The organism is Pseudomonas sp. P9_31, assembly GCF_034008235.1.
Lineage (GTDB): Bacteria > Pseudomonadota > Gammaproteobacteria > Pseudomonadales > Pseudomonadaceae > Aquipseudomonas.
In genome coordinates, this window is sequence record NZ_CP125375.1 from 585720 (window position 1) to 609039 (window position 23320).

Below are 23320 nucleotides of genomic sequence, written 5' to 3' on the forward strand. Positions count from 1 at the left end.
AGAGCGTGGGAACGATCAACAAAAGAAAGGTGCTTTATGACCGCAGCCAATGTTTACCAACAACGCCCAACCACTGGGGCCAAGGCCGAGTCGTCGCTGCATCATGCCGACCTCGCCAGCCTGGTGGGCAAAGGTCGCAAGAACGCCGGCGTGACCGTGCGTGAGAAAAAACTCCTCGGTCACCTGACCATCCGTGGCGATGGCCACGATGCCGCGTTCGCCGCTGGCGTGCACAAGGCCCTCGGCCTGGAACTGCCGTCCGCGCTGACCGTGGTGATCAAAGGCGAAACCAGCCTGCAATGGATGGGGCCGGATGAATGGCTGCTGATCGTGCCGACCGGTGAAGAATTCGCCGCCGAGAAAAAACTGCGTGAGGCGCTGGGCGACCTGCACATCCAGATCGTCAACGTCAGTGGTGGCCAGCAGATCCTCGAACTGAGCGGCCCGAATGTGCGCCAGGTGCTGATGAAATCCACCAGCTACGACGTGCACCCCAACAACTTCCCGGTGGGCAAGGCTGTTGGCACGGTGTTCGCCAAGTCGCAACTGGTGATCCGCCATACCGCCGAAGACACTTGGGAACTGCTGATTCGCCGCAGCTTCTCGGATTACTGGTGGTTGTGGTTGCAGGATGCTGCCGCCGAATACGGGCTTAGCGTCCAGGCGTAATTGTGGCGAGGGAGCTTGCTCCCGCTCGGCTGCGCAGCAGTCGTAAAACCTGAGTCCGCGTTCCTTCTGCAGGAATGCGGTTGCTGAAATAGGGGTTGCTTCGCAACCCAGCGGGAGCAAGCTCCCTCGCCACAGGTCTTCGCAGTCGCCTAGGTATTTTCGAACAGGAGTCACCGCACTATGAGCCGCGCCCCAGACACATGGATTCTGACCGCCGACTGCCCCAGCGTCCTCGGCACCGTGGATGCGGTGACCCGCTTTCTGTTCGAGCAGGGCTGCTACGTTACCGAGCACCATTCATTCGATGACCGGCTCTCGGGCCGTTTCTTCATTCGCGTGGAATTCCGTCAGCCTGATGGCTTCGACGAACAAGCCTTTCGCGCAGGTCTGGCAGAGCGTGGTAACGCCTTCGGGATGATCTTCGAGCTGACCCCGCCGAATTACCGGCCAAAAGTGGTGATCATGGTCTCCAAGGCCGATCACTGCCTCAACGATTTGCTCTACCGCCAGCGTATCGGCCAGTTGTCGATGGACGTGGCGGCCGTGGTTTCCAACCACCCGGACCTCAAGCCGTTGGCCGACTGGCACCAGATTCCGTACTACCACTTTCCGCTGGACCCCAACGACAAGCCGTCCCAGGAGCGTCAGGTCTGGCAGGTGATCGAAGAGTCCGGCGCCGAACTGGTGATTCTTGCCCGTTACATGCAGGTCCTGTCGCCAGAGCTGTGCCGCAAACTCGACGGCAAGGCGATCAATATTCACCACTCCCTGCTGCCGGGTTTCAAGGGGGCCAAGCCCTATCACCAGGCCTACAACAAGGGCGTGAAACTGGTTGGCGCCACGGCGCATTACATCAACAACGACCTGGACGAAGGCCCGATCATCGCCCAGGGCGTGGAGGCTGTGGATCACAGCCACTATCCCGAAGACTTGATCGCCAAGGGGCGGGATATTGAAGGGCTGACGTTGGCGCGGGCCGTTGGTTATCACATTGAACGACGCGTGTTTTTGAACGCCAATCGCACTGTTGTTCTTTAGATCGCCATCGCGAGCAGGCTCGCTCCCACAGGGGAATGCGATCAAATGTGGGAGCGAGCCTGCTCGCGATGGTGGCATAACAAACAACACAAGACACACAGGCAATAACCCGAGCAATCAACGCGCCGCCGATCCTTGGCGACGCGACCGCTACATAAAAACAACAGCGAGGTGAAAGCATGTCTGGTAATCGTGGTGTGGTGTATCTCGGCGCTGGCAAGGTCGAAGTACAGAAAATCGACTATCCCAAAATGCAGGACCCGCGCGGCAGGAAGATCGAGCACGGTGTCATCCTGCGCGTAGTTTCCACCAACATCTGTGGTTCCGACCAGCACATGGTGCGTGGTCGTACCACCGCTCAAACCGGCCTGGTACTGGGCCACGAGATCACCGGTGAAGTGATCGAGAAGGGCAGCGATGTCGAGAACCTGAAGATCGGCGATCTGGTATCGGTACCATTCAACGTCGCTTGCGGGCGCTGCCGTTCATGCAAAGAGATGCACACCGGTGTCTGCCTGAGCGTCAACCCGGCGCGTCCGGGCGGTGCCTATGGTTATGTCGACATGGGTGACTGGACCGGTGGCCAGGCCGAATACGCCATGGTGCCGTATGCCGACTTCAACCTGCTGAAACTGCCGGATCGCGATCGGGCCATGGAGAAAATCCGCGACCTGACCTGCCTCTCCGACATCCTGCCAACCGGCTACCACGGCGCAGTGACCGCCGGTGTTGGCCCAGGCAGCACGGTGTACATCGCGGGCGCCGGCCCGGTTGGTCTGGCGGCTGCCGCTTCCGCTCGCCTGTTGGGCGCGGCGGTGGTGATCATCGGTGACGTCAACCCGATCCGCCTGGCACACGCCAAGGCTCAGGGTTTCGAAATCGCCGACCTGTCGACAGACACTCCGCTGCACGAGCAGATCGCTGCGCTGTTGGGCGAGCCTGAAGTCGATTGCGCCGTCGATGCGGTGGGCTTCGAAGCCCGCGGTCATGGCCATTCTGGCGTGAAACACGAAGCCCCGGCCACCGTGCTCAACTCCCTGATGGGCGTAGTTCGCGTGGCTGGCAAAATCGGTATCCCTGGCCTGTACGTGACCGAAGATCCAGGTGCGGTGGATGCCGCCGCGAAAATGGGCAGCCTGAGCATCCGCTTCGGTCTGGGCTGGGCTAAATCCCATAGCTTCCACACCGGCCAGACGCCAGTGATGAAGTACAACCGCCAGTTGATGCAGGCGATCATGTGGGACCGCATCAAGATTGCCGACATCGTGGGGGTGGAAGTCATCAGCCTGGACGACGCACCACGGGGTTATGGCGAGTTCGATGCGGGCGTGCCGAAGAAGTTTGTGATCGATCCGCACAAGTTGTTTAGTGCGGCGTAAAGCTTCATGCAAAACAAAAGCGGCGGCCTTCGGGTCGCCGTTTTTTATGGGGAGCACACCACCCCCTCGCCACAAGGAACCGCCCTGCGGCCGTTCAGCGGGAGCGGGCGTGCCATTCATCGCGCTAACGCCACCTGGGTAAAAATGCTCGCGCAGACGAGGAACATGCCAGCGGATACCCGGTCAAATCGGCAGTTTTGCCGTCCTCGTTATTGGGCGGTCTTCGTGTGGCACAAGAGGATGTCTGGATGAACGTTTCACGCGGTTTTGCACTGGCATCGCTCATGGCTGTTGCTTCGTTGACGACGCTGGCCGCCAGCCCGGCCTTTGCACAGTTCAGCCTCGTTGATGCGGCCAAAGCGGTTTCGGCGATGCAGGGCGACGAGGGGGATGATGCCGATGGCATCGTGGCGGCGGCGCCCAAGGCGGCCGGTTTGCTCAATACCCTGGGTTCGCAGCTCGACATCACCCCGGAGCAGGCTATCGGCGGTGCCGGCGCGATGCTGGGGCTGGCGAGGAATCAGCTCAGCGGTCAGGACTTCTCCGAACTGAGCAAAAATGTGCCGGGCCTCGCTCAGATCGCCGGCAACAGCGCGATCAGTGGTCTGAATGGATTGGGCGGGCTGCTTGGCGCCGGTTCGGATAAGAATGCGTTGCTCGATGGCTTGCTGGGTAACGTCAAGGACACCAAGGACCTGAACAACGCCTTCAGCGCTTTGGGCATGGACACCGGGATGGTCGGCCTGTTTGCCCCGGTGATCCTGCAATACCTCGGTCAACAAGGCGTTGCCGGTTCGCTGCTGCAAAATCTTGGCGGGATCTGGGGCACAGGCGCCGGTAGCTGAGTCAGCCCTCGGCGCGTAGTGCCTTGATGCGCCGGTCCTTCTCGATCCAGAGCTGGTTGACCCAGTTCTGGATCGTTTCGCGAAACGCCGGATCGTTTTCGTAATCGCCTTGCCAAAGTGCCGGGTCCAGTTCGCGAGTGTGGATGTCGATGATCACCCTGGGCACGTTGCCGCTGATCAAATCCCAGAACCCCGGAATCTTCTGCTGCGGATACACCACCGTCACGTCGAGAATGGCATCCAGCTGTTCGCCCATCGCTGCCAGCACGAACGCCACGCCGCCCGCCTTGGGCTTGAGCAAGTAGGTGAAGGGTGACTGTTGTTGGTCGCTTTTCGCTGCTGTGTAGCGGGTGCCTTCCAGATAATTGACCACAGTCACTGACTGGCGTTTGTACAACTTGCAGGCTTGTTTGGTGATCTCCAGGTCCTTGCCGGCCAGCTCCGGGTGCTTCTCCAGGAACGCCTTGCTGTAGCGCTTCATGAACGGATAGTCCAACGCCCACCAGGCCAGGCCCAGGAACGGCACCCAGATCAGTTCTTTCTTGAGGAAGAACTTGAAGAACGGCGTGCGTCGGTTAAGCGTCTGGATCAGCGCCGGGATATCGACCCAGGACTGATGGTTGCTGATCACCAGATACGATGTGTCGCGGCGCAGTTCATCGCCGCCGCGAATGTCCCATTGCGTGGGGATGCACAGCCGGAAGATCAGTTTGTCGATCTCGGCCCAGGTTTCGGCAATCCACATCACCGCCCACGAGGCGTAATCGCGAAAGCGCCCGGGCAGGAGCAGTTTGAGCAGCGCGAATACCATCAAAGGCCCGAACAGGACCAGGGTGTTAAGCAACAGCAGCAGGGTAACGAAACAGCCGGTGAGCAGGCGGCGCATAAGTAACTCTTGAAAGCGTTTGGGCGCGCCATGATAAGCAGCTTCGCATGGCAGGCCAAATCGCTGGCGACGAATGTTTCACGTTTGCGGCGGTATGCTTTTGGCATATCGCAATTGCCTTGTGGCGAGGGAGCTTGCTCCCGCTGGGCTGCGAAGCGGCCCCAAAACCAGACGCTGCGATTTTTCAGGTATACCGCATGCAGCGGTTTTACGAGTGCTGCGCACTCGAACGGGAGCAAGCTCCCTCGCCACATAGGTGTGAGGCGGACCAACTATCGTTGTTTTTTACGGTCTAGAATTCGGCCATGCCTCCACATTCCCTAAGGAAGCCCCCTACGTGAAATCTCTCCTTGCACTGCTTTCCCTCGTGGCCCTTCCAGTCCTGGCCGCCGAGCCGACCCTGTACGGGCGTTACGAATACATCGCGCTGCCGGAAATCGGCGGCGAAGTCCTCAAGGCCAAAATGGACACCGGCGCCCTGACCGCGTCGCTGTCAGCCAAAGACATCGAAACCTTCACCCGCGACGGTGATGAGTGGGTGCGCTTCCGCCTTGCCACCAAAGGCGCGAGCAACAAGGTCTACGAACACAAGGTCGCGCGGATCAGCAAGATCAAGACCCGCTCCGAAGAAGACGAGGATGACAAGGAAGTGATCGAGCCGACCAAGCGTCCGGTGGTCGATCTGGAACTGTGCCTGGGCAATGTCAAGCGCACCGTCGAGGTCAACCTCACCGACCGCAGCAGTTTCAACTACCCGTTGTTGATCGGCGCCAAAGCCCTGCGTGAGTTCGGTGCGGCGGTGAACCCGGCGCGTCGCTTCACGGCCGACAAACCCGACTGCTGATTGACGGCGAATCAGCCTTGGGGCACCGTTCGCCCACTTAACTTCCGGGCTCGGATGCCATGCCTCATATCCTGATTGTCGAAGACGAAGCGGCGATTGCCGACACCCTGATTTTCGCCTTGCAGGGCGACGGCTTCACCACCGCCTGGTTGAGCCTTGGTGTGGCGGCGCTTGAACATCAGCGCGCCACGCCGGCCGACCTGATCATTCTCGACATTGGCCTACCAGACATCAGCGGCTTCGAGACCTGCAAGCAGTTGCGGCGTTTCAGCGACGTGCCGGTGATCTTCCTCAGCGCCCGTGACGCCGAAATCGACCGTGTGGTGGGCCTGGAGATCGGCGCCGACGACTACGTGGTCAAACCGTTCAGCCCTCGGGAAGTGGCGGCGCGGGTCAGGGCGATTCTCAAACGCATGGCGCCACGACCGGTGGCGGAGGTGGCTTCAGCGCTGTTTCGCATCGACAGCGAACGGGTGCAGATCAGCTATCGCAGTCAGCCCCTGAGCCTGACTCGCCATGAGTTTCGTTTGCTGCAATGCCTGCTGGAACAGCCCGAGCGAGTCTTCAGCCGCGAACAACTGCTCGATGCGCTGGGCGTGGCCGCCGATGCCGGTTACGACCGCAGCATCGACAGCCACATCAAGAGCGTGCGCGCCAAATTGCGTCTGGTGAAGGCCGACGCCGAGCCAATCCAGACCCACCGCGGCCTCGGTTACAGCTACAGCCCGGGGCACAGCTGATGTCACTGGGTATCCGGATTTTTCTGGTCTACGTGCTGTTCATCGGCCTGACCGGCTACTTCGTGCTCAACACCGTGATGGAAGAAATCCGCCCCGGTGTGCGCCAGTCCACCGAAGAAACCCTGGTGGACACCGCCAACCTGATGGCCGAGATCCTGCGCGACGACTTCAAGGCCGGCACCCTCAGCCAGAACCGCTGGCCCGAGTTGCTCAAGGCTTATGGCGAACGGCAACCGAAGGCGAAAATCTGGGGGCTGCCGAAGAATCAGGTCAACCACCGCATTTACGTCACCGATGCCAAGGGCATTGTGGTGCTGGATTCCAGCGGCATCGCGGTGGGCCAGGACTTCTCGCGCTGGAACGACGTCTATCTGACCCTGCGTGGCGAATACGGCGCTCGTTCGACTCGCAGCAACCCGGATGACTCAACCTCGTCGGTGATGCACGTGGGGGCGCCGATTCGCGACAACGGCCAGATCATCGGCGTGGTGACGGTGGCCAAGCCCAACAGCTCGCTGCAGCCTTACGTTGATCGCACCGAGCGGCGATTGCTGGCGTATGGTGCCGGCCTGATTGGCCTCGGTTTGCTGTTCGGCGCGCTGTTGTCCTGGTGGTTGAGCGCGGCGCTGCGGCGGTTGACGGCGTATGCCCAGGCAGTCAGCGAAGGTCGTCGGGTCGAGGTGCCGCATTATCGTGGCGGCGAGCTGGAACAACTGGCCACGGCGGTGGAGCAGATGCGCACCCAGCTCGAAGGCAAAGCCTACGTCGAGCGTTATGTACACACCCTGACCCATGAATTGAAAAGCCCGCTGGCGGCGATTCGTGGCGCGGCGGAGTTGCTGCAAGGCGAGATGCCGCTGGCTCAGCAGCAGCGATTCGTCAGCAACATCGACAGCGAAAGTGCACGCATGCAGCAGTTGATCGAACGACTGTTGAACCTGGCGCAGGTGGAACAGCGCCAAGGGCTGGAAGAGCGGGTGGCGGTGCCGTTGGCGGGTCTGGTGGAAGAGTTGTTGAGCGCGCAGGCTGCGCGAATCGAAGGCAAGCAATTGCGTGTGGAACTGCACATTGCAGCGGATCTGAATCTGCTCGGCGAGCCGTTTCTGTTGCGTCAGGCACTGGGTAATCTGCTGGAGAATGCCTTGGACTTCACCCCGGCGTACGGTGTGTTGCGATTTTGCGCCGAACGAGTCGGTGAGCAGATTGAGTTCAGACTGTTCAACCAGGCCGAGGCGATTCCCGACTATGCATTGCCACGCTTGAGCGAGCGCTTCTATTCACTGCCGCGTCCGGACAGTGGGCGCAAGAGTACGGGGCTAGGGCTTAACTTCGTAGAGGAAGTGGTCAAGTTGCATGGCGGGGTGATGAGTATCGGTAATGTCGACGGCGGGGTTGAAGCCAAATTGAGCCTGCCTTAGGACCGAGTCGCGGCCATCGCGAGCAGGCTCGCTCCCACAAGGGATCTCCAGCGAATACAAAATATATGCGAACCGAAGATCAAATGTGGGAGCGAGCCTGCTCGCGATGGGGCCACCCCAGTCTCCACACACTCTCCACATTCCCCCCATAAAACTCCCACACACCGACTCCAGACTTTCCCCATCCAAACAGGGAGAGTCCCATGAACCGTAGCCTGACCCTAAAACTCGGGGCGATTGCCCTTTTGATTCTGTTGTTGCTGATCCCGTTGCTGATGATCAACGGCGTGATCCAGGATCGGCAACAACTGCGCGACGGTGTGCTCGAAGACATCGCCCGCAGTTCCAGCTATAGCCAGCAACTGAGCGGTCCGCTGATGGTGGTGCCCTATCGCAAAACGGTGCGCACCTGGAAAACCAATGAAAAAACCAACCAGCGTTACCAGGATGTCGGCGAGGAGCGCGGGCGTTTGTATTTCCTGCCGGAGCGCTTTGAACTGGACGGCCAGGTCCAGACCGAACTGCGTGCCCGGGGTATCTACGAGGCGCGGTTGTTTCACGCCGACAACCGCATCAGCGGGCATTTCTCGGTCCCGGCACAACTGGGCATCAAGGAGGACTTCGCCGATTACCGCTTCGATCAGCCGTTCCTGGCCGTTGGCATCAGCGACATTCGCGGCATCGAAAATGCCCTGAAACTCGAACTCAATGGCCAGAGCCTGGACTTTGTACCGGGTAGCCAAGTGGGCTGGTTGGGCGAGGGTGTGCACGTCACGCTGCCAGCGCTGGACACCAGGCAGGCCACGGAATTGGCATTCGGTTTCGACTTGCGCCTGCAAGGCACCGGCCAGTTGCAGATTCTCCCGGTGGGCAAGACCAGCAAGGTTTCACTGGCCGCCAATTGGCCTCATCCAAGCTTCATCGGTAACTACCTGCCGGCCCAGCGTGAAATTACCGATCAGGGTTTCACGGCCAATTGGCAGACGTCCTTTTTCTCCACCAACCTGCAAGAAGCGTTGAACAGTTGCGTGTCTGGCGGCCAGTGCGAGGCGTTCAGCGGTCGCAGTTTCGGCGTGAGTTTCATCGACCCGGTGGACCAATACCTGAAAAGCGACCGGGCGATCAAATACGCGTTGCTGTTCATCGTCCTGACCTTCGCGGGTTTCTTCCTCTTCGAAGTGCTGAAAAGCCTGGCGGTACACCCGGTGCAATATGCGCTGGTGGGGGTGGCGCTGGCGTTCTTCTACCTGTTGCTGTTGTCGCTGTCCGAGCACATCGGCTTTGCCCTGGCGTATCTGCTGTCGGCGAGTGGCTGTGTGTTGTTGATCGGTTTTTATGTCTGCCATGTGCTGCGCAGCGTGCGTCACGGTTTGAGCTTTTCGGCGGGGTTGGCGGCGTTGTATGGCTTGCTCTACGGCCTATTGAGTGCCGAGGATTACGCGCTGTTGATGGGCTCGCTGCTGCTGTTCGGGTTGCTGGGCGTGTTTATGGTGCTGACTCGCAAGCTGGACTGGTACGGGATCGGGCAAAAGTCCGCCAAGCCGCTGGCGTTTGATATTGGGGCGGTGGAATGAGCCGGTCGTTGGGGTTGCGCGAAGATCAGCGGGTGGGCGAGGTGTTGGCGACGCGGATTGCCGGGTTGTTTCCGTTGGATCCGGCGTGGTGCCATCGCGAGCAGGCTCGCTCCCACAAAAGATCTCCAGTGAACACAAAGGTTGTGCATACCAAAGATCAAATGTGGGAGCGAGCCTGCTCGCGATGAGGCCGACACAGTTGCCGAGAATCTAAACCTTGGGCATCGTCGCGATCATCGAAGGCCGCTGACTCACCTCGAAATACCACTCCGCCAGCTTCGGATTCTCTTTGCGCCATTCCAGATCCGGATGGCGCAGATCCAGATAACCCAAGGCACAGGCAACACTGATCGCCGCCACATCGAAATGGCTGGTCAGCTCGGCAATCGCATCGGCCTCCAGCAGCGCCAGGGCGCGACGAATCTTGTCGCGCTGACTGTCGAGCCATGTGTCCCAATGTTTTTCCGGCGAGCGCAGGGCTACTTCATAGCGAATCATCACTGCGGCATCCATGATCCCGTCAGCCAGAGAAGCCAGGGTCAAACGCCGCCAGCGCGCCGAGCCTTCACGAGGAATCAGAGGATTGCCGACGTGCTGGTGATCGAGGTAGTCGAGGATCACCCGGCTGTCGTACAACACATTGCCGTCGGCCAGGCGCAGCGCCGGAATCTTGCCCAACGGGTTGTCTTCGTTGAGGGCCGGATCCGGGCTGACGGGCGTGAGCTGGCTGGCTTGCAGCGCCACGCGGTTCGTTTGACCGGTCTCGTGCAGCAGCACCATGACTTTGCGAACAAAAGGCGACGCGGGGTTGTGGAACAAGGTCATGCTGGGGACGGACATGGCGACGATCTCGATCGTGGGCAGTGTCGGCAGCATAGCGCTTTAATGCTTGAGCTCAAGCGCAAGCTCACGGCTGAACATGGAACGAAGTGTGGGAGTTTGCTCCCACAGGTATTGCGTCGTTCGCGAAATCGGCGCACGACGCAATACCTGTGGGAGCGTGGCTTGCCCGCGAAGGCGCCAGAACAGGCGCCATAAAACTCAAAAAGACGGAGCCTGCCGCCGCCGCTTCCACTGACTCAGCCGCTGCTGCAAATTCAACGGGCTATAAATCTGCTGCTGTCGCGCCCGGCTGAACAAAATCAGCATCAGCTCCGCCGTCGCCAGCGCATCGGCACTGGCGTTATGCCGCTCGAAGACCTCCAGCTTGAACCAGTCGATCCACTCGTCCAGCCCGGCCTCGCGAAAATGCGCCTGCGGGCACAGCAACGGGGCGATGTCTGCCACGTCCAGAAACGGATGCTGCAACTTGTAACCCAGATGTTCTTTCAGCGCGCGCCCAAGCATGTGCTGATCGAACGGCGCATGAAAGGCCAGCACTGGACTGTCGCCGACAAACTCCATGAACTCAAGTAAGGCCTGTGCAGGGTCACTGCCGGCGGCGATGGCGCTCGGGCCCAACCCATGAATCAATACGCTAGGGCCGAGTTTGAGTTCGGTGCATTGCAACGTGCGTTCGAACTGCTGGCTGAAATCGATCGCCCCGTCCTCGATCACCACCGCGCCGATGGACAACAGCCGGTCTTTATTCAGGTTCAGCCCGGTGGTTTCCAGGTCGAGTACCACCCAGCGTTGCTCGCGCAGGCTGCAGTCGCCCAGCTCGGCCACGGCCGGCAAGCGCTCCAGACGTTGTTGCAGTTCGCCGGGCAAAACGGGACTGGCCGGACGCAGCCATGAAAACAGGCTCATAACTGATACCGCAGGGTCAGGCTGCTTTGCAGGCGTTGAGCCTGGCGCAGGGATTCACGCAGGATGCGTCGGTCCAGATGATTGAGGTTGTCCGGATCGACGCGGTTGGAGTAGGGCAAATTCTCCCGGGTCTGTAACTGATGCTGCTGCATGCGGGTTTGCTGGATGAAGTGATATGCCTCTTCATAGGCGGCGCCGTCCAGCCGTTCGATGACCTCTTTGTCCACCAATTGGCGAAAGCGCTCCAAGGTATTGTTGGCGTCGATACCGTGGGCCAGGGCCAACACTCGAGCGCCATCGACGAATGGGGTCAGGCCCTGGAGTTTCAGGTCGAGCGTGGCTTTCTCGCCATTCTTGCGTGCCAGCACGAATTCACGGAAACGCCCTACGGGCGGACGGTTGCGCAGGGCATTCTCGGCCATCATGCGCTGGAACAAGCGGTTGTCGCCGACCTGATCGAGAATGCCTTGGCGCAGTTGCTCGCAGCCTCGCTCGTCGCCCCAGACCACGCGCAGGTCGAAATAGATGCTCGAGCCCAGCAGGTTTTCCGGGGTCGCCTCGCGGATAAACGCCGCAAAACGTCGCGCCCATTCGGCCCGGGACAAACACAGCTCGGGGTTGCCGGCCATGATGTTGCCCTTGCACAAAGTGAAACCACACAGCGCCAGGTTCTGATTGATCTGCTGGGCGAGGGGCAGCAACTTGCCGCGAATCTCGGCGGCGTGGGCCGCGTCGCGGGCTTCGAACAGAATGCCGTTGTCCTGATCGGTGTGCAGCGTCTGCTCGCGGCGGCCTTCGCTGCCGAAACACAGCCAACTGAACGGCACGCCGGGATCGCCTTTCTCGGCGAGCACCAGTTCGATCACCCGGCACACGGTATGGTCGTTGAGCAAGGTGATGATGTGGGTGATCTGGGTCGAGGATGCGCCGTGGGCCAGCATCCGCTCCACCAATTGGCCGATTTCGCCGCGCATCGCCACCAGGTTTTCCAGCTTCTGGGCACTGCGAATGGTTCGTGCCAGGTGCACCAGATCGACCCGCTGCAGGGAGAACAGGTCGCGTTCCGAGACCACGCCGCACAGGCGCTGGTCCTTGACCAGGCAGACGTGGGCGATGTGCCGCTCGGTCATGGCAATCGCTGCGTCGAAGGCGCTGTGGTCCGGCGTCAGGTAAAACGGCGCCCGGGTCATGTGCCCTTCGATCGCTTCATTGAAGTCGCTGGTGCCGTTGGCCACCACATGTCGCAAGTCGCGCAGGGTGAAAATGCCCAGCGGCGCTTTTTGCTCATCGACCACCACAATGCTCCCGACTTGCTGATCGTGCATCAGCGTCACGGCTTCACGCAGGGGGGTAATCGGGCTGCAGGTTACCGGGTGGCGCATGGCCAATTCGCCCAACCGGGTATTGAGCGAGTACTGGGTGCCGAGGGTTTCCACAGCTTTTTGCTGGACTTGCTGGTTGACCTGATCCAGCAAACTGCTGACACCACGCAGGGCAAAGTCGCGAAACGGGCTGGACAGTGCGAACAGTTTGATGAACGCCAGCTTGTTCAGCTGTAGGCAAAAGGTGTCTTCGGCCGCCAGATGTTCGGTGCGAGTCGCCCGCTCCCCCAGTAGCGCGGCGAGGGGGAAACACTCGCCGGTGGTGATTTCGAAGGTGGTTTCGGTCTCGCCCTTGGCCGTGTGCGGGCGTTCACCCACGACCCGGCCCTGTTTGACGATGTAGAAATGCTCAATCGGGCCATCGGCGGGTTTGATGATGCTTTCGCCGGGGGCATAAAAACGCAGCTGACATTGCTCCACCAGATAAGCCAGGTGGGCGTTTTCCATCTGATTGAAGGGCGGGAAGCGCTGGAGGAATTGCAAAGTACCATGGATGTTCTGCAACACCGCGGTTTTCCCTGCCTGGGTGAAGGCGTCCGCTTTACTCATAACCATTACCGCAGTCTTTTTCGAATTGTTGTGTCGGATTGTTCCAGCCATGGTCGACCCCTGCGGGCGGGGTGCCCATTGGACGTAAGTCTAGGTAGGCAGGGCTGTGGTCTGAATATGGGAAATGTCTGACACAACTGTGGGAAAAACCTCCTACATTGTCTATTGGAAAGATTTCCGACGAAGTGCACATTGAAGCTCTGCCGCGCGATGTCTGACCACTGTGCCAGGGATCGAGCCGAAAACGTTGAGAACGCCATGTCCGACCACGATATTTTGAGTGATGCCGAGCGCGAAGCGCTCAGTGCCGTCATGTTGGAACCAGATTTGCCGCCGCAGCGGGTGCTGATCGTCGATGACGATAAGGATGCCAGGGAGCTGCTGTCGGAAATTCTGGGGCTGGATGGCATTCACTGCATGACGGCGGCCAGCGGCGAAACGGCGCTCAAATTGCTGGAGGCGAAGCCGTCGATTGGTCTGGTGATTACTGACCTGCGGATGGGGCACGTCGATGGCCTGGAACTGATTCGTCAGGTGCGGGAGTCGGCGCGTGCGGCGTTGCCGATCATCATCGTTTCCGGCGATGCCGACGTGAAGGATGCGATCGAAGCCATGCATTTGCACGTAGTGGACTTTCTGCTCAAGCCTATCGATAGCGAAAAATTGCTTGAATTGGTCAAGCATGAGCTGGGGATGGATGTGTAGCGCGGACCTCCAGGCTGGCAGCTTTTTGTGGCGAGGGAGCTTGCTCCCGCTGGGTTGCGCAGCAGCCCCAAAACCAGCGATCTGATACACCGCATACACAGGGTTTGCGACTGCTGCGCAGTCGAGCGGGAGCAAGCTCCCTCGCCACAAGGGACCGCGGCGTAAAAAAAAGCCCCGATCTCTCGATCAGGGCTTTTTCACGTCCGGCGTCAGCGTTTACTCAAAGGCCGTTGGCGGCCTTGAACTCGCGACGACGACGGTGCAGAACCGGCTCGGTGTAGCCGTTCGGCTGCTTGGTGCCTTCGACGACCAGTTCGACTGCCGCCTGGAAGGCGATATTGCTGTCGAAGTTCGGTGCCAGCGGGCGGTACAGCGGGTCGTTGGCGTTCTGACGATCAACCACTGGCGCCATGCGCTTGAGGCTTTCCATCACCTGATCTTCAGTGACGATGCCGTGGCGCAGCCAGTTGGCGATGTGCTGGCTGGAAATGCGCAGCGTCGCACGGTCTTCCATCAGGCCGACGTCATTGATATCCGGCACTTTCGAGCAACCCACGCCCTGGTCGATCCAGCGCACCACGTAACCGAGAATGCCCTGGGCGTTGTTGTCCAGTTCATTCTTGATTTGCTCCGCGGTCCAGCTCGGATTCACAGCCAACGGGATGGTCAGGATGTCGTCCACCGAAGCGCGCGCACGTTTGGCCAGTTCGACCTGACGGGCGAACACATCGACCTTGTGATAGTGCAATGCGTGCAGTGCAGCAGCAGTCGGCGACGGAACCCAGGCCGTGTTGGCACCGGCCATCGGGTGAGCGATCTTCTGTTCCAGCATCGCCGCCATCAGGTCGGGCATGGCCCACATGCCTTTACCGATCTGGGCGCGACCTTGCAGGCCGGTGCTCAAACCGATGTCGACGTTCCAGTTCTCGTAGGCGCCGATCCACTTCTCGGCCTTCATGTCGGCCTTGCGCACCATCGGGCCGGCTTCCATGGAGGTGTGGATTTCATCGCCCGTGCGGTCGAGGAAACCGGTATTGATGAACACTACACGCTCGCTGGCGGCCTTGATGCAGGCCTTGAGGTTGACCGTGGTACGGCGCTCCTCGTCCATGATCCCGACTTTCAGGGTATTGCGTGTCAGGCCCAGTACGTCTTCGATGCGCCCGAACAGCTCGTTGGTGAACGCCGCTTCTTCCGGGCCGTGCATCTTCGGCTTCACGATATAGACCGAGCCAGTGCGGCTGTTCTTGCGCGCGCTGTTGCCGTTCAGGCTGTGGATCGCTGCCAGGCAGGTCACCAGACCGTCGAGAATGCCTTCCGGCACATCGTTGCCGTCTTTGTCGAGGATCGCGTCAATGGTCATCAGGTGACCGACGTTGCGCACGAACAACAACGAACGACCATGCAGGCTCAGTTCTTTACCGTCGACACCGGTATAAGTGCGGTCGGCGTTCATGGTGCGGGTAAAGGTCTGACCGCCCTTGGAGACTTCTTCCGACAGATCGCCCTTCATCAGGCCGAGCCAGTTGCGGTAGATCACCACTTTGTCATCGGCATCGACCGCGGCGACCGAGTCTTCGCAGTCCATGATGGTGGTCAGCGCGGCTTCCATCAGGATGTCTTTGACACCGGCGGCATCGGTCTGGCCGACCGGGGTGCTGGCATCGATCTGGATTTCGAAGTGCAGGCCATTGTTTTTCAACAGGATTGCGGTCGGAGCCGCTGCATCGCCGTGGAAACCGACCAGTTGAGCATCGTTGCGCAGGCCAGTGTTGCTGCCGCCTTTGAGGGCGACGACCAGTTTGCCGTCAACGATTTTGTAGCCGGTGGAGTCGACGTGGGAGCCGGCAGCCAATGGCGCGGCTTCGTTGAGGAAGGCGCGGGCGAAGGCGATGACCTTGTCACCGCGCACCTTGTTATAGCCTTTGCCTTTTTCCGCGCCACCCGCTTCGCTGATGGCGTCGGTGCCGTAGAGCGCGTCATACAACGAACCCCAGCGGGCGTTCGAGGCGTTGAGCGCGAAGCGCGCGTTCATCACCGGCACCACCAGCTGCGGGCCGGCCATGCGGGCGATTTCGTCATCGACGTTTTGCGTCGTTGCCTGGAAATCGGCCGCTTCTGGCAGCAGATACCCGATGTTTTGCAAGAAGGCTTTGTAGGCCACCGCATCGTGCGCAACACCTGCACGAGCCTGGTGCCAGGCATCAATGCGAGCCTGGAAATCATCGCGTTTGGCGAGTAGGGCTTTGTTCTTCGGCGCCAGGTCATGAATGACCTTGTCGGCACCGGCCCAGAACTTGTCGGCGGTGAGGCCGGTACCGGGAATGGCTTCGTTGTTCACGAAGTCGAACAGGACTTTGGCGACCTGCAGGCCACCGACTTGAACGTGTTCAGTCATTGCTTGCCTCACTCTGCTCAGCTATTTCGCTTTTCAGCTCTTCAATTTAACAATGAAGCCTCTGGCCATTTAAACCACAAACCCTTCTACCAGTACATGCCATTGCGGGCGGCTGGGTTCGGTCCGATCAACGGCCTTGCGGCCTTGCTGACGGGGCTTTCAGGGTTGCGACGGCGCCTGCGGCAGACATCGATCCAACGTTATGTAGTGCGCGCTGCGGCATACTACATGATGAATTGCGGTTGTGAAAATTAGACTAATTACGTCGTTCTGCGACTCGCCGACGTCGTGCAGTCACGTCGGGGCACGGGATGTTCTCAAAAAACTATTGGATTGTTCCAGTTAAATCTAAAAACTTGTACACGATTTGTTTCTTCAACTGAATCGGCGGTGCCTTCATTCGCGAGCAAGCCCCGTCCACGCAGAGCCAGCCCTTGCCTATACTTGCTGTTCTATAACAAAAGTCATGACAAGAGGGCTGCGCCATGGACCATCTCGTACTCACCGTATTCGCCCCGGACAAGCCCGGGCAGGTCGAGCGTATTGCCCAATGCATTGCCGAGCACGGCGGCAACTGGCTGGAGAGCCGCATGTCGCGCATGGCCGGGCAGTTCGCCGGGATTCTGCGGGTGGGTGTGCCGGCCGAGGCCTACGATGAACTGGTAGACGCCCTACAGGGACTGTCGACCCAGGGCATCCGCGTGATGATCGCCGAAAGCAGCATCGAACAATCCTGCACCTGGAAGCCGATTGCCATGGAACTGGTGGGCAATGATCGTCCGGGCATTGTGCGAGACATTACGCGTCTGCTGAGTGAGCAGGGGGTGAGCCTGGAGCGGCTGGTGACCGAAGTGCGGCCGGCGCCGATGAGCAGCGAGCCGTTGTTCCATGCCGAAGCAATTCTCGCGGTACCACTGACCTTGTCGCTGGAGGTGCTGCAATCGCGCCTGGAAACCCTGGCGGACGATCTGATGGTCGAATTGGTGCTGCGCAGCGAACCTTGAACAGGTTATCCAAGTTATACGTGCACCTGCCTGTGGATAACCTGTAGAGACACCCCGCCAGGCCACGTCGGCCGGGACTCTTCGGGCTCTGATCAAAAAACCAGCAGTTTCAGTGACTTGCGCACAAACACCGGGGATCACACTGTGGATAACCTTGGGAAGGATGGATGCAGGCCACGTCGGACGTGGCCTGTAGATGTTTGTACGTTTTCTGATCAGCGGCGACGGCGCAGACTTATCCACGCGTCGATGCTGTAAACCGCCAGACCTGCCCAGATAAAGATGAACGCCACCAACGTGCTGGACGACAAGTGCTCGCCAAACAGCAGAACGGCTTGCAGCAACACCAGCGTCGGCGCCAGGTACTGGAGAAATCCGAGTGTGGTGTAGGGCAAGTGTCGTGCAGCGGCGTTGAAACACACCAGTGGCACCAGCGTTACCGGGCCGGCGGCCACCAGCCACCAGGCTTCGGAGGAGGTCCAGAATTCGGATTGCGCGCTGGTCGCAGTCGGATTGAACAGCAGCCAGGCGACGGCAATCGGCACCAGCATCCAGGTTTCCACCACCAGCCCCGGTAATGCCTTGACCGGTGCCTGCTTGCGGATCAGGCCGTAGAAGCCGAAGGTCAATGCCAGCACCAGCGACACCCACGGCAGACTGCCGACTTGCCACACTTGCTGCGCGACACCGACTGCCGCCAGCCCCACCGCGATCCACTGCATGCGCCGTAGCCGTTCGCCGAGAATCAGCATCCCCAACAGCACGTTCACCAGCGGGTTGATGTAGTAGCCAAGGCTGGCCTCAAGCATGCGTCCATTGTTCACCGACCAGACGTAAGTCAGCCAGTTGGCCGCGATCAGTGTGCCGCTCAGCGCCAGGATCGCCAGCCGTCGCGGATTCTCGCGCAGCTCGCGCCACCAGCCGGGATGCTTCCAGACGAGCAGCAGCAACGCGCCGAACAGCGCGGACCAAAGCACTCGGTGGATGATGATCTCCACGGCGGGCACGCTGGCGATGGCTTTGAAGTAGAGCGGGAACAGTCCCCAGATGATGTAGGCGCTCAGGCCCAGGATGTACCCGCGACGCGGGTTGGCGGCTTGCATGAGAATCCTTGCTTAGGCAGCTAACAAAGAGGGGATTGTAAGGAGATTTGCCTTAATGTGTTGTGAACGTTTGTGGGAGCGGGCTTGCTCGCGAATGCGGTCATTTAGTCAGCATCTCTGTTGAGTGTGAAACCGTATTCGCGAGCAAGCCCGCACACATTGGATTTGTGTTCGTCAGAACAACTTCAGTGGCTCTTCATTGAGTGCTGCCAATTGCTCACGCAACGCCAACACCTGATCGCCCCAATAGCGCTCGGTGCCGAACCATGGAAAGCTGCGAGGGAAGGCCGGGTCGTCCCAGCGACGGGCGAGCCAGGCGCTGTAGTGCATCAGCCGCAAGGCGCGCAGCGGTTCGATCAGCGCCAGTTCTCGTGGATCGAAGTCGTGGAATTCATTGTAGCCATCCATCAATTCCGACAACTGCCCCAGACATTCCTGACGATCACCCGCCAGCATCATCCAGATATCCTGCACCGCCGGGCCCATGCGGCAGTCGTCGAGGTCGACGATGTGGAACATCTCGTCGCGGCACATCATGTTGCCGGGGTGGCAATCGCCGTGCATGCGGATGTTCTGGTGCGGCGTGGCCTGGTAAACCTCTTCCACGCGCTTGAGCAGGTCGCGGGCCACGGACTCGTAGGCGGGCAGCAGGCTTTTGGGAACGAAATTGCCTTCGAGCAATGTGGTCAGCGAGTCATGACCGAAGTTCTTCACCCCCAGCGCTTCTCGGTGTGCGAACGGTTTGGTAGCACCGACCGCGTGCAGACGACCGAGCAACTGGCCCAGTCGATACAGCTGATCGAGATTGCCCGGCTCCGGTGCGCGGCCGCCACGGCGGGGGAACAGGGTGAAACGGAAACCGTTGTGTTCGTGCAGGCTGGCACCGTTGTGGATCATCGGCGCGACCACCGGCACGTCGCACTCGGCGAGTTCGAAGGTGAACTGATGCTCTTCGAGGATCGCTTCGTTGGTCCAGCGCTGCGGGCGGTAGAACTTGGCGATCAGTGGCTCGGAGTCTTCGATGCCGACCTGATAGACGCGGTTCTCGTAGCTGTTGAGCGCCAGAATGCGCGCGTCGCTGAGAAAGCCGATGCTTTCGACGGCATCGAGCACGAGGTCTGGGGTGAGGGTTGCAAACGGGTGGGCCATGCTGACTCCTGCGCGCGGCAGGCTGCCGCGTCCGGCCAAGCATGGTAGCGCAGACGGGGATGTGGGTGGGGTTGAGTTCAGTGTTATATGGATTGACGCCATCGCGAGCAGGCTCGCTCCCACAGGAGATCTGCTTTGTGTCACGAATAGTGTGCACAACGTAGATCCATTGTGGGAGCGGGCTTGCTCGCGATATGGCCCTATCAGGCGCCGACGATCCCGCCATCCTCACGGGAAATAGCCATCACCGAAGACCGCGGCTTACCGTTGGGCAGATGCTCAGGGAACGTCGACCCACCGCTTTCACCCGGATGCTGAATCCCGACAAACAAGGTTTTCTGATCCGGCGAGAAGCTGATCCCCGTCACCTCACAACCTACCGGCCCGACCATGAAACGGCGGATCTCGCCAGTCACCGGGTCGGCACAGAGCATCTGGTTATTGCCCATGCCCGCGAAGTCGCCCGTATTGCTTGAATCGCCGTCGGTGAGAATCCACAAGCGCCCGGCCTTGTCGAAGCCCAGGCCATCCGGGCTGTTGAACATGTTCTGCGGGGTGATGTTCGACGAACCGGCCTTCGGTGTACCGGCGTGGACGCCCGGGTTGCCGGCGACCACAAACAGGTCCCAGGCAAAGCTATTCGAACCGTGATCGTCGCGGTCGGTGCGCCAGCGCAGGATCTGCCCATAGACGTTCTTCTCGCGCGGGTTCGGGCCGCCCACCGGCTGGCCTTCTTCGCCGCGCTTGGCGTTGTTGGTCAGGGTGCAGTAGACCTGGCCGTCCTTGGGGCTGACGACGATCCATTCCGGGCGGTCCATGCGCGTTGCATTCACCACGCTGGCTGCGAGGCGTGCGTGAATCAGCACTTCGGCCTGGTCGGCAAAACCGCTGCTGGCGTCGATGCCGTTCTTGCCGTGGGTCAGTTCGATCCACTGGCCCTGGCCTTTCGGGTGGTCGGCATTGCCGTCGCCCGCGTCGAAGCGCGCCACGTACAAGGTGCCGTGATCCAGCAGATCGCGGTTGGCCTTGGGGTTTTTGTGGTTGATCTTGTCGCGGCTGACGAATTTGTAGATGAACTCGCCACGTTCGTCGTCGCCCATGTACACCACGGCGCGACCGTCGTTGGTTTCGGCCAGGGCTGCGTTTTCATGTTTGAAGCGGCCCAGCGCGGTGCGTTTGACCGGCGTCGATTGCGGATCGAACGGGTCGATTTCCACCACCCAGCCGTGGCGGTTGAGCTCGTTGGGGTTCTTCGCCAGGTCAAAGCGTTCATCGTGCTGGTGCCAGTTGATCTCTTTGCTGGCCACCACTGCGCCATAGCGCTTCTGCGCGGCGTCGAATTTTTGCTCGGCATTGCTGCTGCCGAAGCAGTCGGTGAAGTTCTCTTCGCAGGTCAGATAAGTGCCCCACGGCGTCTTGCCGTTGGCGCAGTTCTGGAAGGTGCCGAGGACGTTCTTGCCGTGTTTGTCGGCGCTGGTTTTCAGCAGCTCATGACCGGCGGCCGGGCCACTCAGGCGGATCGGCGCGTTACCGTGAATGCGCCGGTTGTAGCGCGAGCCCTGGACGAATTGCCATTGGCCGTTCTTGCGCTGTACCTCGATCACCGACACGCCTTCGCAGGCCAGGGCCTTGCGCACCTCTGCCGCCGATTGCGGCATGCCGCCGTGGGGATAGAGGTAGCGGTAGTTGGTGTATTCGTTGTTGATCGCCATCAGCGCCCGGTCTTTGTCACCGGGGAATTCGAACAGGCTCATGCCGTCGTTGTTGTCGCCGAACTGGACTTCCTGGTGCTCGGCCGTGCCGTTGCCGCTCGGGTCGAACGCTGGGCCATTCTTTTGCAGAGGCTGGCCCCAGCTGATCAGCACCGAGGATTTGTAGCCCGGCGGCAGGGTGATGGTATCGGTGGTGGCGGCGGCGATGCTGTCGAAGCCCAACAATTTGCTGGAGCCGGCGCTGACGCTGGCGGCCAGCACGCTACGACTCAGCAGGTTGCCACCGAGAAACATCGCTGCACCGCAGAGGGCACCAGCGCTGATGAAGCCACGACGGCTGAGGCCGACCATTTTTTCGAGGTCGGTGGGTTGGTTGTCTTCTAATAGGCTCACATCAGGCTCCCTGCGGGTTTTTGCAGCCACCTTAATGGTGATCGATGAAGCTTTTGTTGCAGTCGCCTCGTAGGAGCTGCCGAAGGTTGCGATCTTTTGATCTTAAAATCAGGATCAGAAGATCACAGCCTTCGGCAGCTCCTACAGCGGTGTGCCGAGCAACACGTTGGACGGCGCGAACTGCACCTGCACCGGTTTACCGGCGGCAAGCCCGAGGGTTTTCAGGTGCAGCGGCTCGGCCAGGGCGCAAAGTGTCTGGCCATTGGGCAGGCTGATGCGCACTTCGCTGGGGCCGTCTTCGGCGTCGAGGATTTCTTCGACCGTGCCCTTCAGGGAGTTGTCGCCGGGTGTTGTGGTTTGATCGACGCTCAGCAGTTCCAGCCAGCCGGCCTTGATCAGTGCCACCACTTCGGTGCCGGTTTCCAGTTCCAGGCGCAGAGTGCTGTCGTGAGTGATCTGCGCATCGATAAGCAAACCTTCAGCCAGTTCAAGGCGGATCCGGTCGTTGCGCCCCTGCGTATCGATCGCCACGACCTTGCCGTGCAGTTGGTTGCGCGCGCTGGTTCTGAGCATCAGTCGACCGAGCAGGTCCAGGTCACTGGCCTCTTCGGCGGCTTCCAGCACCTGAGCCTGCAAGGCCTGCAACTTTTGATACAGGCGCAACACGCGTTCGCCTTCGCTGGACAACTTGGCGCCACCGCCACCCTTGCCGCCGACGCTGCGCTCCACCAGCGGTTTCTGCGCGAGGTTGTTCAGTTCGTCGATGGCATCCCACGCCGCCTTGTAGCTCAGGCCCGCGCTTTTCGCGGCGCGGGTGATCGAGCCTTGTTCGGCGATGTGTTGCAGCAACGCGATGCGCTGCGGGCGACGGACAATGTGTTGGGACAACAACGTAGGCAAGGACATGGCGAGACGCTTTGGGCTGTGGCGATGGGGAGGACGTTGGCGGCTTGGCGCACGAGAGTCAAGTCAGGCCCCATCGCCAGGTTTTGGGGTACGGGCCAGGCAATAGACGTCGACCCGCGTGGCACCCGCCTCCATCAACAGGCGAGCCAGGGCCTGGGCGGTGGCGCCGGTGGTCAGCACGTCGTCGACCAACGCGAAGTGACGACCCTTGATCGAGGCCGCGGGCGCCAGGGCAAAGGCGTGGCGCAGGTTCTTTTTACGGGCGTCGGCATTCAGCTCTTGTTGCGCGCTGGTGTCCTGAATCCTCAGCAACAGCGTTTCATCGCAAGGAATGTCGAGGTTGGTGCTGAGCCAGCGGGCGAGCATCGCCGCCTGGTTGAAACCCCGCTGGCGCAGACGTTTGGAGGCCAGCGGCACCGGTATCAGCGCGTCGGGCCGATCCAGGTCCTCATCGAAGCGATGTTGCAGGAACTGAGCAAGAAGTTCGCCGAGCAGGCGGCCGAACGGCCACTTTGCGTTGTGCTTGAAACGGGTGATCAAACTGTCGACGGGAAAGCTGTAAGTCCAGGGCGCGGCGACCCGCTCGAAGGCGGGCGGTTGTTTCAGGCATTGGCTGCACGTCAGGCCCGTGGCGGGCAAGGGCAGGGCGCAGGTTTGGCAGTGATCGCCCAGCCAGGGCAACTCGGTTTCACAGGCCATGCAGATCGGCGTGATGTCGTCTGCGGCTTCTGCGCAGAGCAAACAGAATTGTTTGTTTTTTAACCAGATGTAAACCGGTCCTTCGTATCGTGGTTGACAGTGCATGAGTCTTCCTTAAATATGCCGAACATCCGTGTCGCGTCTGTGGGTATTCCATTCCCCAGCCGCTTGCCAAGCA

The 23320-nt window shown here is 60.3% G+C and carries 20 protein-coding genes; 10 read left to right on the forward strand and 10 right to left on the reverse strand.

The features are described from left to right. Positions 1–36 precede the first annotated feature (36 nt). From QMK51_RS02625 to QMK51_RS02640, 4 genes are all read left to right on the forward strand, one after another. Complete coding sequence (locus QMK51_RS02625) at positions 37–669, forward strand: sarcosine oxidase subunit gamma (RefSeq protein ID WP_320393094.1); 633 nt, start codon at positions 37–39, stop codon at positions 667–669. Between the two features lie 180 nt (positions 670–849). Further along, positions 850–1707 carry a formyltetrahydrofolate deformylase gene (gene purU / locus QMK51_RS02630; RefSeq protein ID WP_258698741.1) on the forward strand — a complete coding sequence of 286 codons (858 nt, stop codon included), beginning with the start codon at positions 850–852 and terminating at the stop codon, positions 1705–1707. A gap of 179 nt (positions 1708–1886) precedes the next feature. Continuing rightward, on the forward strand, positions 1887–3086 hold the full coding sequence (gene fdhA, locus QMK51_RS02635; protein WP_320393095.1) for a formaldehyde dehydrogenase, glutathione-independent: 1200 nt from the start codon (positions 1887–1889) through the stop codon (positions 3084–3086). Positions 3087–3334: 248 nt separating this feature from the next. Continuing rightward, a complete protein-coding gene (locus QMK51_RS02640; protein WP_320393096.1) occupies positions 3335–3931 on the forward strand; it encodes a DUF2780 domain-containing protein in 597 nt (198 codons plus the stop codon). Position 3932: 1 nt separating this feature from the next. On the opposite strand, the gene QMK51_RS02645 is transcribed toward QMK51_RS02640, so the two are convergent. Beyond that, positions 3933–4817 carry an acyltransferase gene (locus QMK51_RS02645; RefSeq protein WP_320393097.1) on the reverse strand — a complete coding sequence of 295 codons (885 nt, stop codon included), beginning with the start codon at positions 4815–4817 and terminating at the stop codon, positions 3933–3935. Positions 4818–5154: 337 nt separating this feature from the next. Here QMK51_RS02645 and QMK51_RS02650 point away from each other — a divergent pair, with 337 nt between their 5' ends. From QMK51_RS02650 to creD, 4 genes are all read left to right on the forward strand, one after another. Further along, positions 5155–5661, forward strand: a complete 507-nt coding sequence (locus tag QMK51_RS02650; RefSeq protein ID WP_008008151.1) for an ATP-dependent zinc protease — start codon at positions 5155–5157, stop codon at positions 5659–5661. A gap of 59 nt (positions 5662–5720) precedes the next feature. Beyond that, positions 5721–6401 (forward strand): two-component system response regulator CreB, encoded by a 681-nt coding sequence (gene creB / locus QMK51_RS02655; RefSeq protein WP_258698745.1) that lies wholly within the window; start codon positions 5721–5723, stop codon positions 6399–6401. Continuing rightward, a complete protein-coding gene (gene creC / locus QMK51_RS02660) occupies positions 6401–7819 on the forward strand; it encodes a two-component system sensor histidine kinase CreC (protein WP_320393098.1) in 1419 nt (472 codons plus the stop codon). The genes creB and creC overlap by 1 nt, the downstream gene beginning before the upstream one ends. Positions 7820–8022: 203 nt before the next feature. After that, positions 8023–9393, forward strand: a complete 1371-nt coding sequence (gene creD, locus QMK51_RS02665) for a cell envelope integrity protein CreD (protein WP_320393099.1) — start codon at positions 8023–8025, stop codon at positions 9391–9393. A 210-nt stretch (positions 9394–9603) separates the two neighbouring features. On the opposite strand, the gene QMK51_RS02670 is transcribed toward creD, so the two are convergent. From QMK51_RS02670 to QMK51_RS02680, 3 genes are all read right to left on the reverse strand, one after another. Beyond that, positions 9604–10233, reverse strand: coding sequence for a glutathione S-transferase (locus QMK51_RS02670; protein WP_258698748.1), 630 nt, complete (start codon positions 10231–10233; stop codon positions 9604–9606). A 201-nt stretch (positions 10234–10434) separates the two neighbouring features. Then, positions 10435–11142 (reverse strand): 3'-5' exonuclease, encoded by a 708-nt coding sequence (locus tag QMK51_RS02675; RefSeq protein ID WP_320393100.1) that lies wholly within the window; start codon positions 11140–11142, stop codon positions 10435–10437. Further along, positions 11139–13079, reverse strand: coding sequence for a putative nucleotidyltransferase substrate binding domain-containing protein (locus tag QMK51_RS02680; protein ID WP_320393101.1), 1941 nt, complete (start codon positions 13077–13079; stop codon positions 11139–11141). The genes QMK51_RS02675 and QMK51_RS02680 overlap by 4 nt, the downstream gene beginning before the upstream one ends. 252 nt (positions 13080–13331) lie before the next feature. Between QMK51_RS02680 and QMK51_RS02685 the strand changes: the two genes are divergently transcribed. Further along, the gene (locus QMK51_RS02685; RefSeq protein ID WP_258698751.1) at positions 13332–13778 is read left to right on the forward strand and encodes a response regulator; all 447 of its coding nucleotides are present in this window, start codon (positions 13332–13334) and stop codon (positions 13776–13778) included. A 220-nt stretch (positions 13779–13998) separates the two neighbouring features. Here QMK51_RS02685 and QMK51_RS02690 read toward each other — a convergent pair whose 3' ends face one another. Further along, positions 13999–16176, reverse strand: coding sequence for a malate synthase G (locus QMK51_RS02690; protein WP_320393102.1), 2178 nt, complete (start codon positions 16174–16176; stop codon positions 13999–14001). A 485-nt stretch (positions 16177–16661) separates the two neighbouring features. Between QMK51_RS02690 and QMK51_RS02695 the strand changes: the two genes are divergently transcribed. Beyond that, a complete protein-coding gene (locus QMK51_RS02695; RefSeq protein ID WP_007936467.1) occupies positions 16662–17180 on the forward strand; it encodes a glycine cleavage system protein R in 519 nt (172 codons plus the stop codon). Between the two features lie 215 nt (positions 17181–17395). On the opposite strand, the gene rarD is transcribed toward QMK51_RS02695, so the two are convergent. The 5 genes from rarD to QMK51_RS02720 all read right to left on the reverse strand — a co-directional run bounded on the left by rarD (position 17396) and on the right by QMK51_RS02720 (position 23247). Beyond that, on the reverse strand, positions 17396–18283 hold the full coding sequence (rarD, locus tag QMK51_RS02700; protein ID WP_320393103.1) for an EamA family transporter RarD: 888 nt from the start codon (positions 18281–18283) through the stop codon (positions 17396–17398). A gap of 174 nt (positions 18284–18457) precedes the next feature. After that, complete coding sequence (locus tag QMK51_RS02705; protein ID WP_258698754.1) at positions 18458–19432, reverse strand: serine/threonine protein kinase; 975 nt, start codon at positions 19430–19432, stop codon at positions 18458–18460. A 203-nt stretch (positions 19433–19635) separates the two neighbouring features. Further along, positions 19636–21537, reverse strand: coding sequence for a PhoX family phosphatase (locus tag QMK51_RS02710; RefSeq protein WP_320393104.1), 1902 nt, complete (start codon positions 21535–21537; stop codon positions 19636–19638). 141 nt (positions 21538–21678) lie between these two features. Continuing rightward, positions 21679–22443 carry a TOBE domain-containing protein gene (locus QMK51_RS02715; RefSeq protein ID WP_320393105.1) on the reverse strand — a complete coding sequence of 255 codons (765 nt, stop codon included), beginning with the start codon at positions 22441–22443 and terminating at the stop codon, positions 21679–21681. Positions 22444–22506: 63 nt separating this feature from the next. Continuing rightward, on the reverse strand, positions 22507–23247 hold the full coding sequence (locus QMK51_RS02720; protein ID WP_320393106.1) for a ComF family protein: 741 nt from the start codon (positions 23245–23247) through the stop codon (positions 22507–22509). Positions 23248–23320 lie beyond the last annotated feature (73 nt).

Excerpts from the sequence above, each read along its gene's own strand:
- creB (WP_258698745.1), top strand. The coding sequence starts at position 5,721 with ATGCCTCATATCCTGATTGTCGAAGACGAAGCGGCGATTGCCGACACC.
- QMK51_RS02715 (WP_320393105.1), bottom strand. The coding sequence starts at position 22,443 with ATGTCCTTGCCTACGTTGTTGTCCCAACACATTGTCCGTCGCCCGCAG.
- creD (WP_320393099.1), top strand. The coding sequence starts at position 8,023 with ATGAACCGTAGCCTGACCCTAAAACTCGGGGCGATTGCCCTTTTGATT.
- QMK51_RS02625 (WP_320393094.1), top strand. The coding sequence starts at position 37 with ATGACCGCAGCCAATGTTTACCAACAACGCCCAACCACTGGGGCCAAG.
- rarD (WP_320393103.1), bottom strand. The coding sequence starts at position 18,283 with ATGCAAGCCGCCAACCCGCGTCGCGGGTACATCCTGGGCCTGAGCGCC.
- QMK51_RS02670 (WP_258698748.1), bottom strand. The coding sequence starts at position 10,233 with ATGTCCGTCCCCAGCATGACCTTGTTCCACAACCCCGCGTCGCCTTTT.
- QMK51_RS02645 (WP_320393097.1), bottom strand. The coding sequence starts at position 4,817 with ATGCGCCGCCTGCTCACCGGCTGTTTCGTTACCCTGCTGCTGTTGCTT.
- creC (WP_320393098.1), top strand. The coding sequence starts at position 6,401 with ATGTCACTGGGTATCCGGATTTTTCTGGTCTACGTGCTGTTCATCGGC.
- purU (WP_258698741.1), top strand. The coding sequence starts at position 850 with ATGAGCCGCGCCCCAGACACATGGATTCTGACCGCCGACTGCCCCAGC.
- QMK51_RS02705 (WP_258698754.1), bottom strand. The coding sequence starts at position 19,432 with ATGGCCCACCCGTTTGCAACCCTCACCCCAGACCTCGTGCTCGATGCC.
- QMK51_RS02640 (WP_320393096.1), top strand. The coding sequence starts at position 3,335 with ATGAACGTTTCACGCGGTTTTGCACTGGCATCGCTCATGGCTGTTGCT.
- fdhA (WP_320393095.1), top strand. The coding sequence starts at position 1,887 with ATGTCTGGTAATCGTGGTGTGGTGTATCTCGGCGCTGGCAAGGTCGAA.
- QMK51_RS02680 (WP_320393101.1), bottom strand. The coding sequence starts at position 13,079 with ATGGTTATGAGTAAAGCGGACGCCTTCACCCAGGCAGGGAAAACCGCG.
- QMK51_RS02690 (WP_320393102.1), bottom strand. The coding sequence starts at position 16,176 with ATGACTGAACACGTTCAAGTCGGTGGCCTGCAGGTCGCCAAAGTCCTG.
- QMK51_RS02695 (WP_007936467.1), top strand. The coding sequence starts at position 16,662 with ATGGACCATCTCGTACTCACCGTATTCGCCCCGGACAAGCCCGGGCAG.
- QMK51_RS02720 (WP_320393106.1), bottom strand. The coding sequence starts at position 23,247 with ATGCACTGTCAACCACGATACGAAGGACCGGTTTACATCTGGTTAAAA.
- QMK51_RS02675 (WP_320393100.1), bottom strand. The coding sequence starts at position 11,142 with ATGAGCCTGTTTTCATGGCTGCGTCCGGCCAGTCCCGTTTTGCCCGGC.
- QMK51_RS02685 (WP_258698751.1), top strand. The coding sequence starts at position 13,332 with ATGTCCGACCACGATATTTTGAGTGATGCCGAGCGCGAAGCGCTCAGT.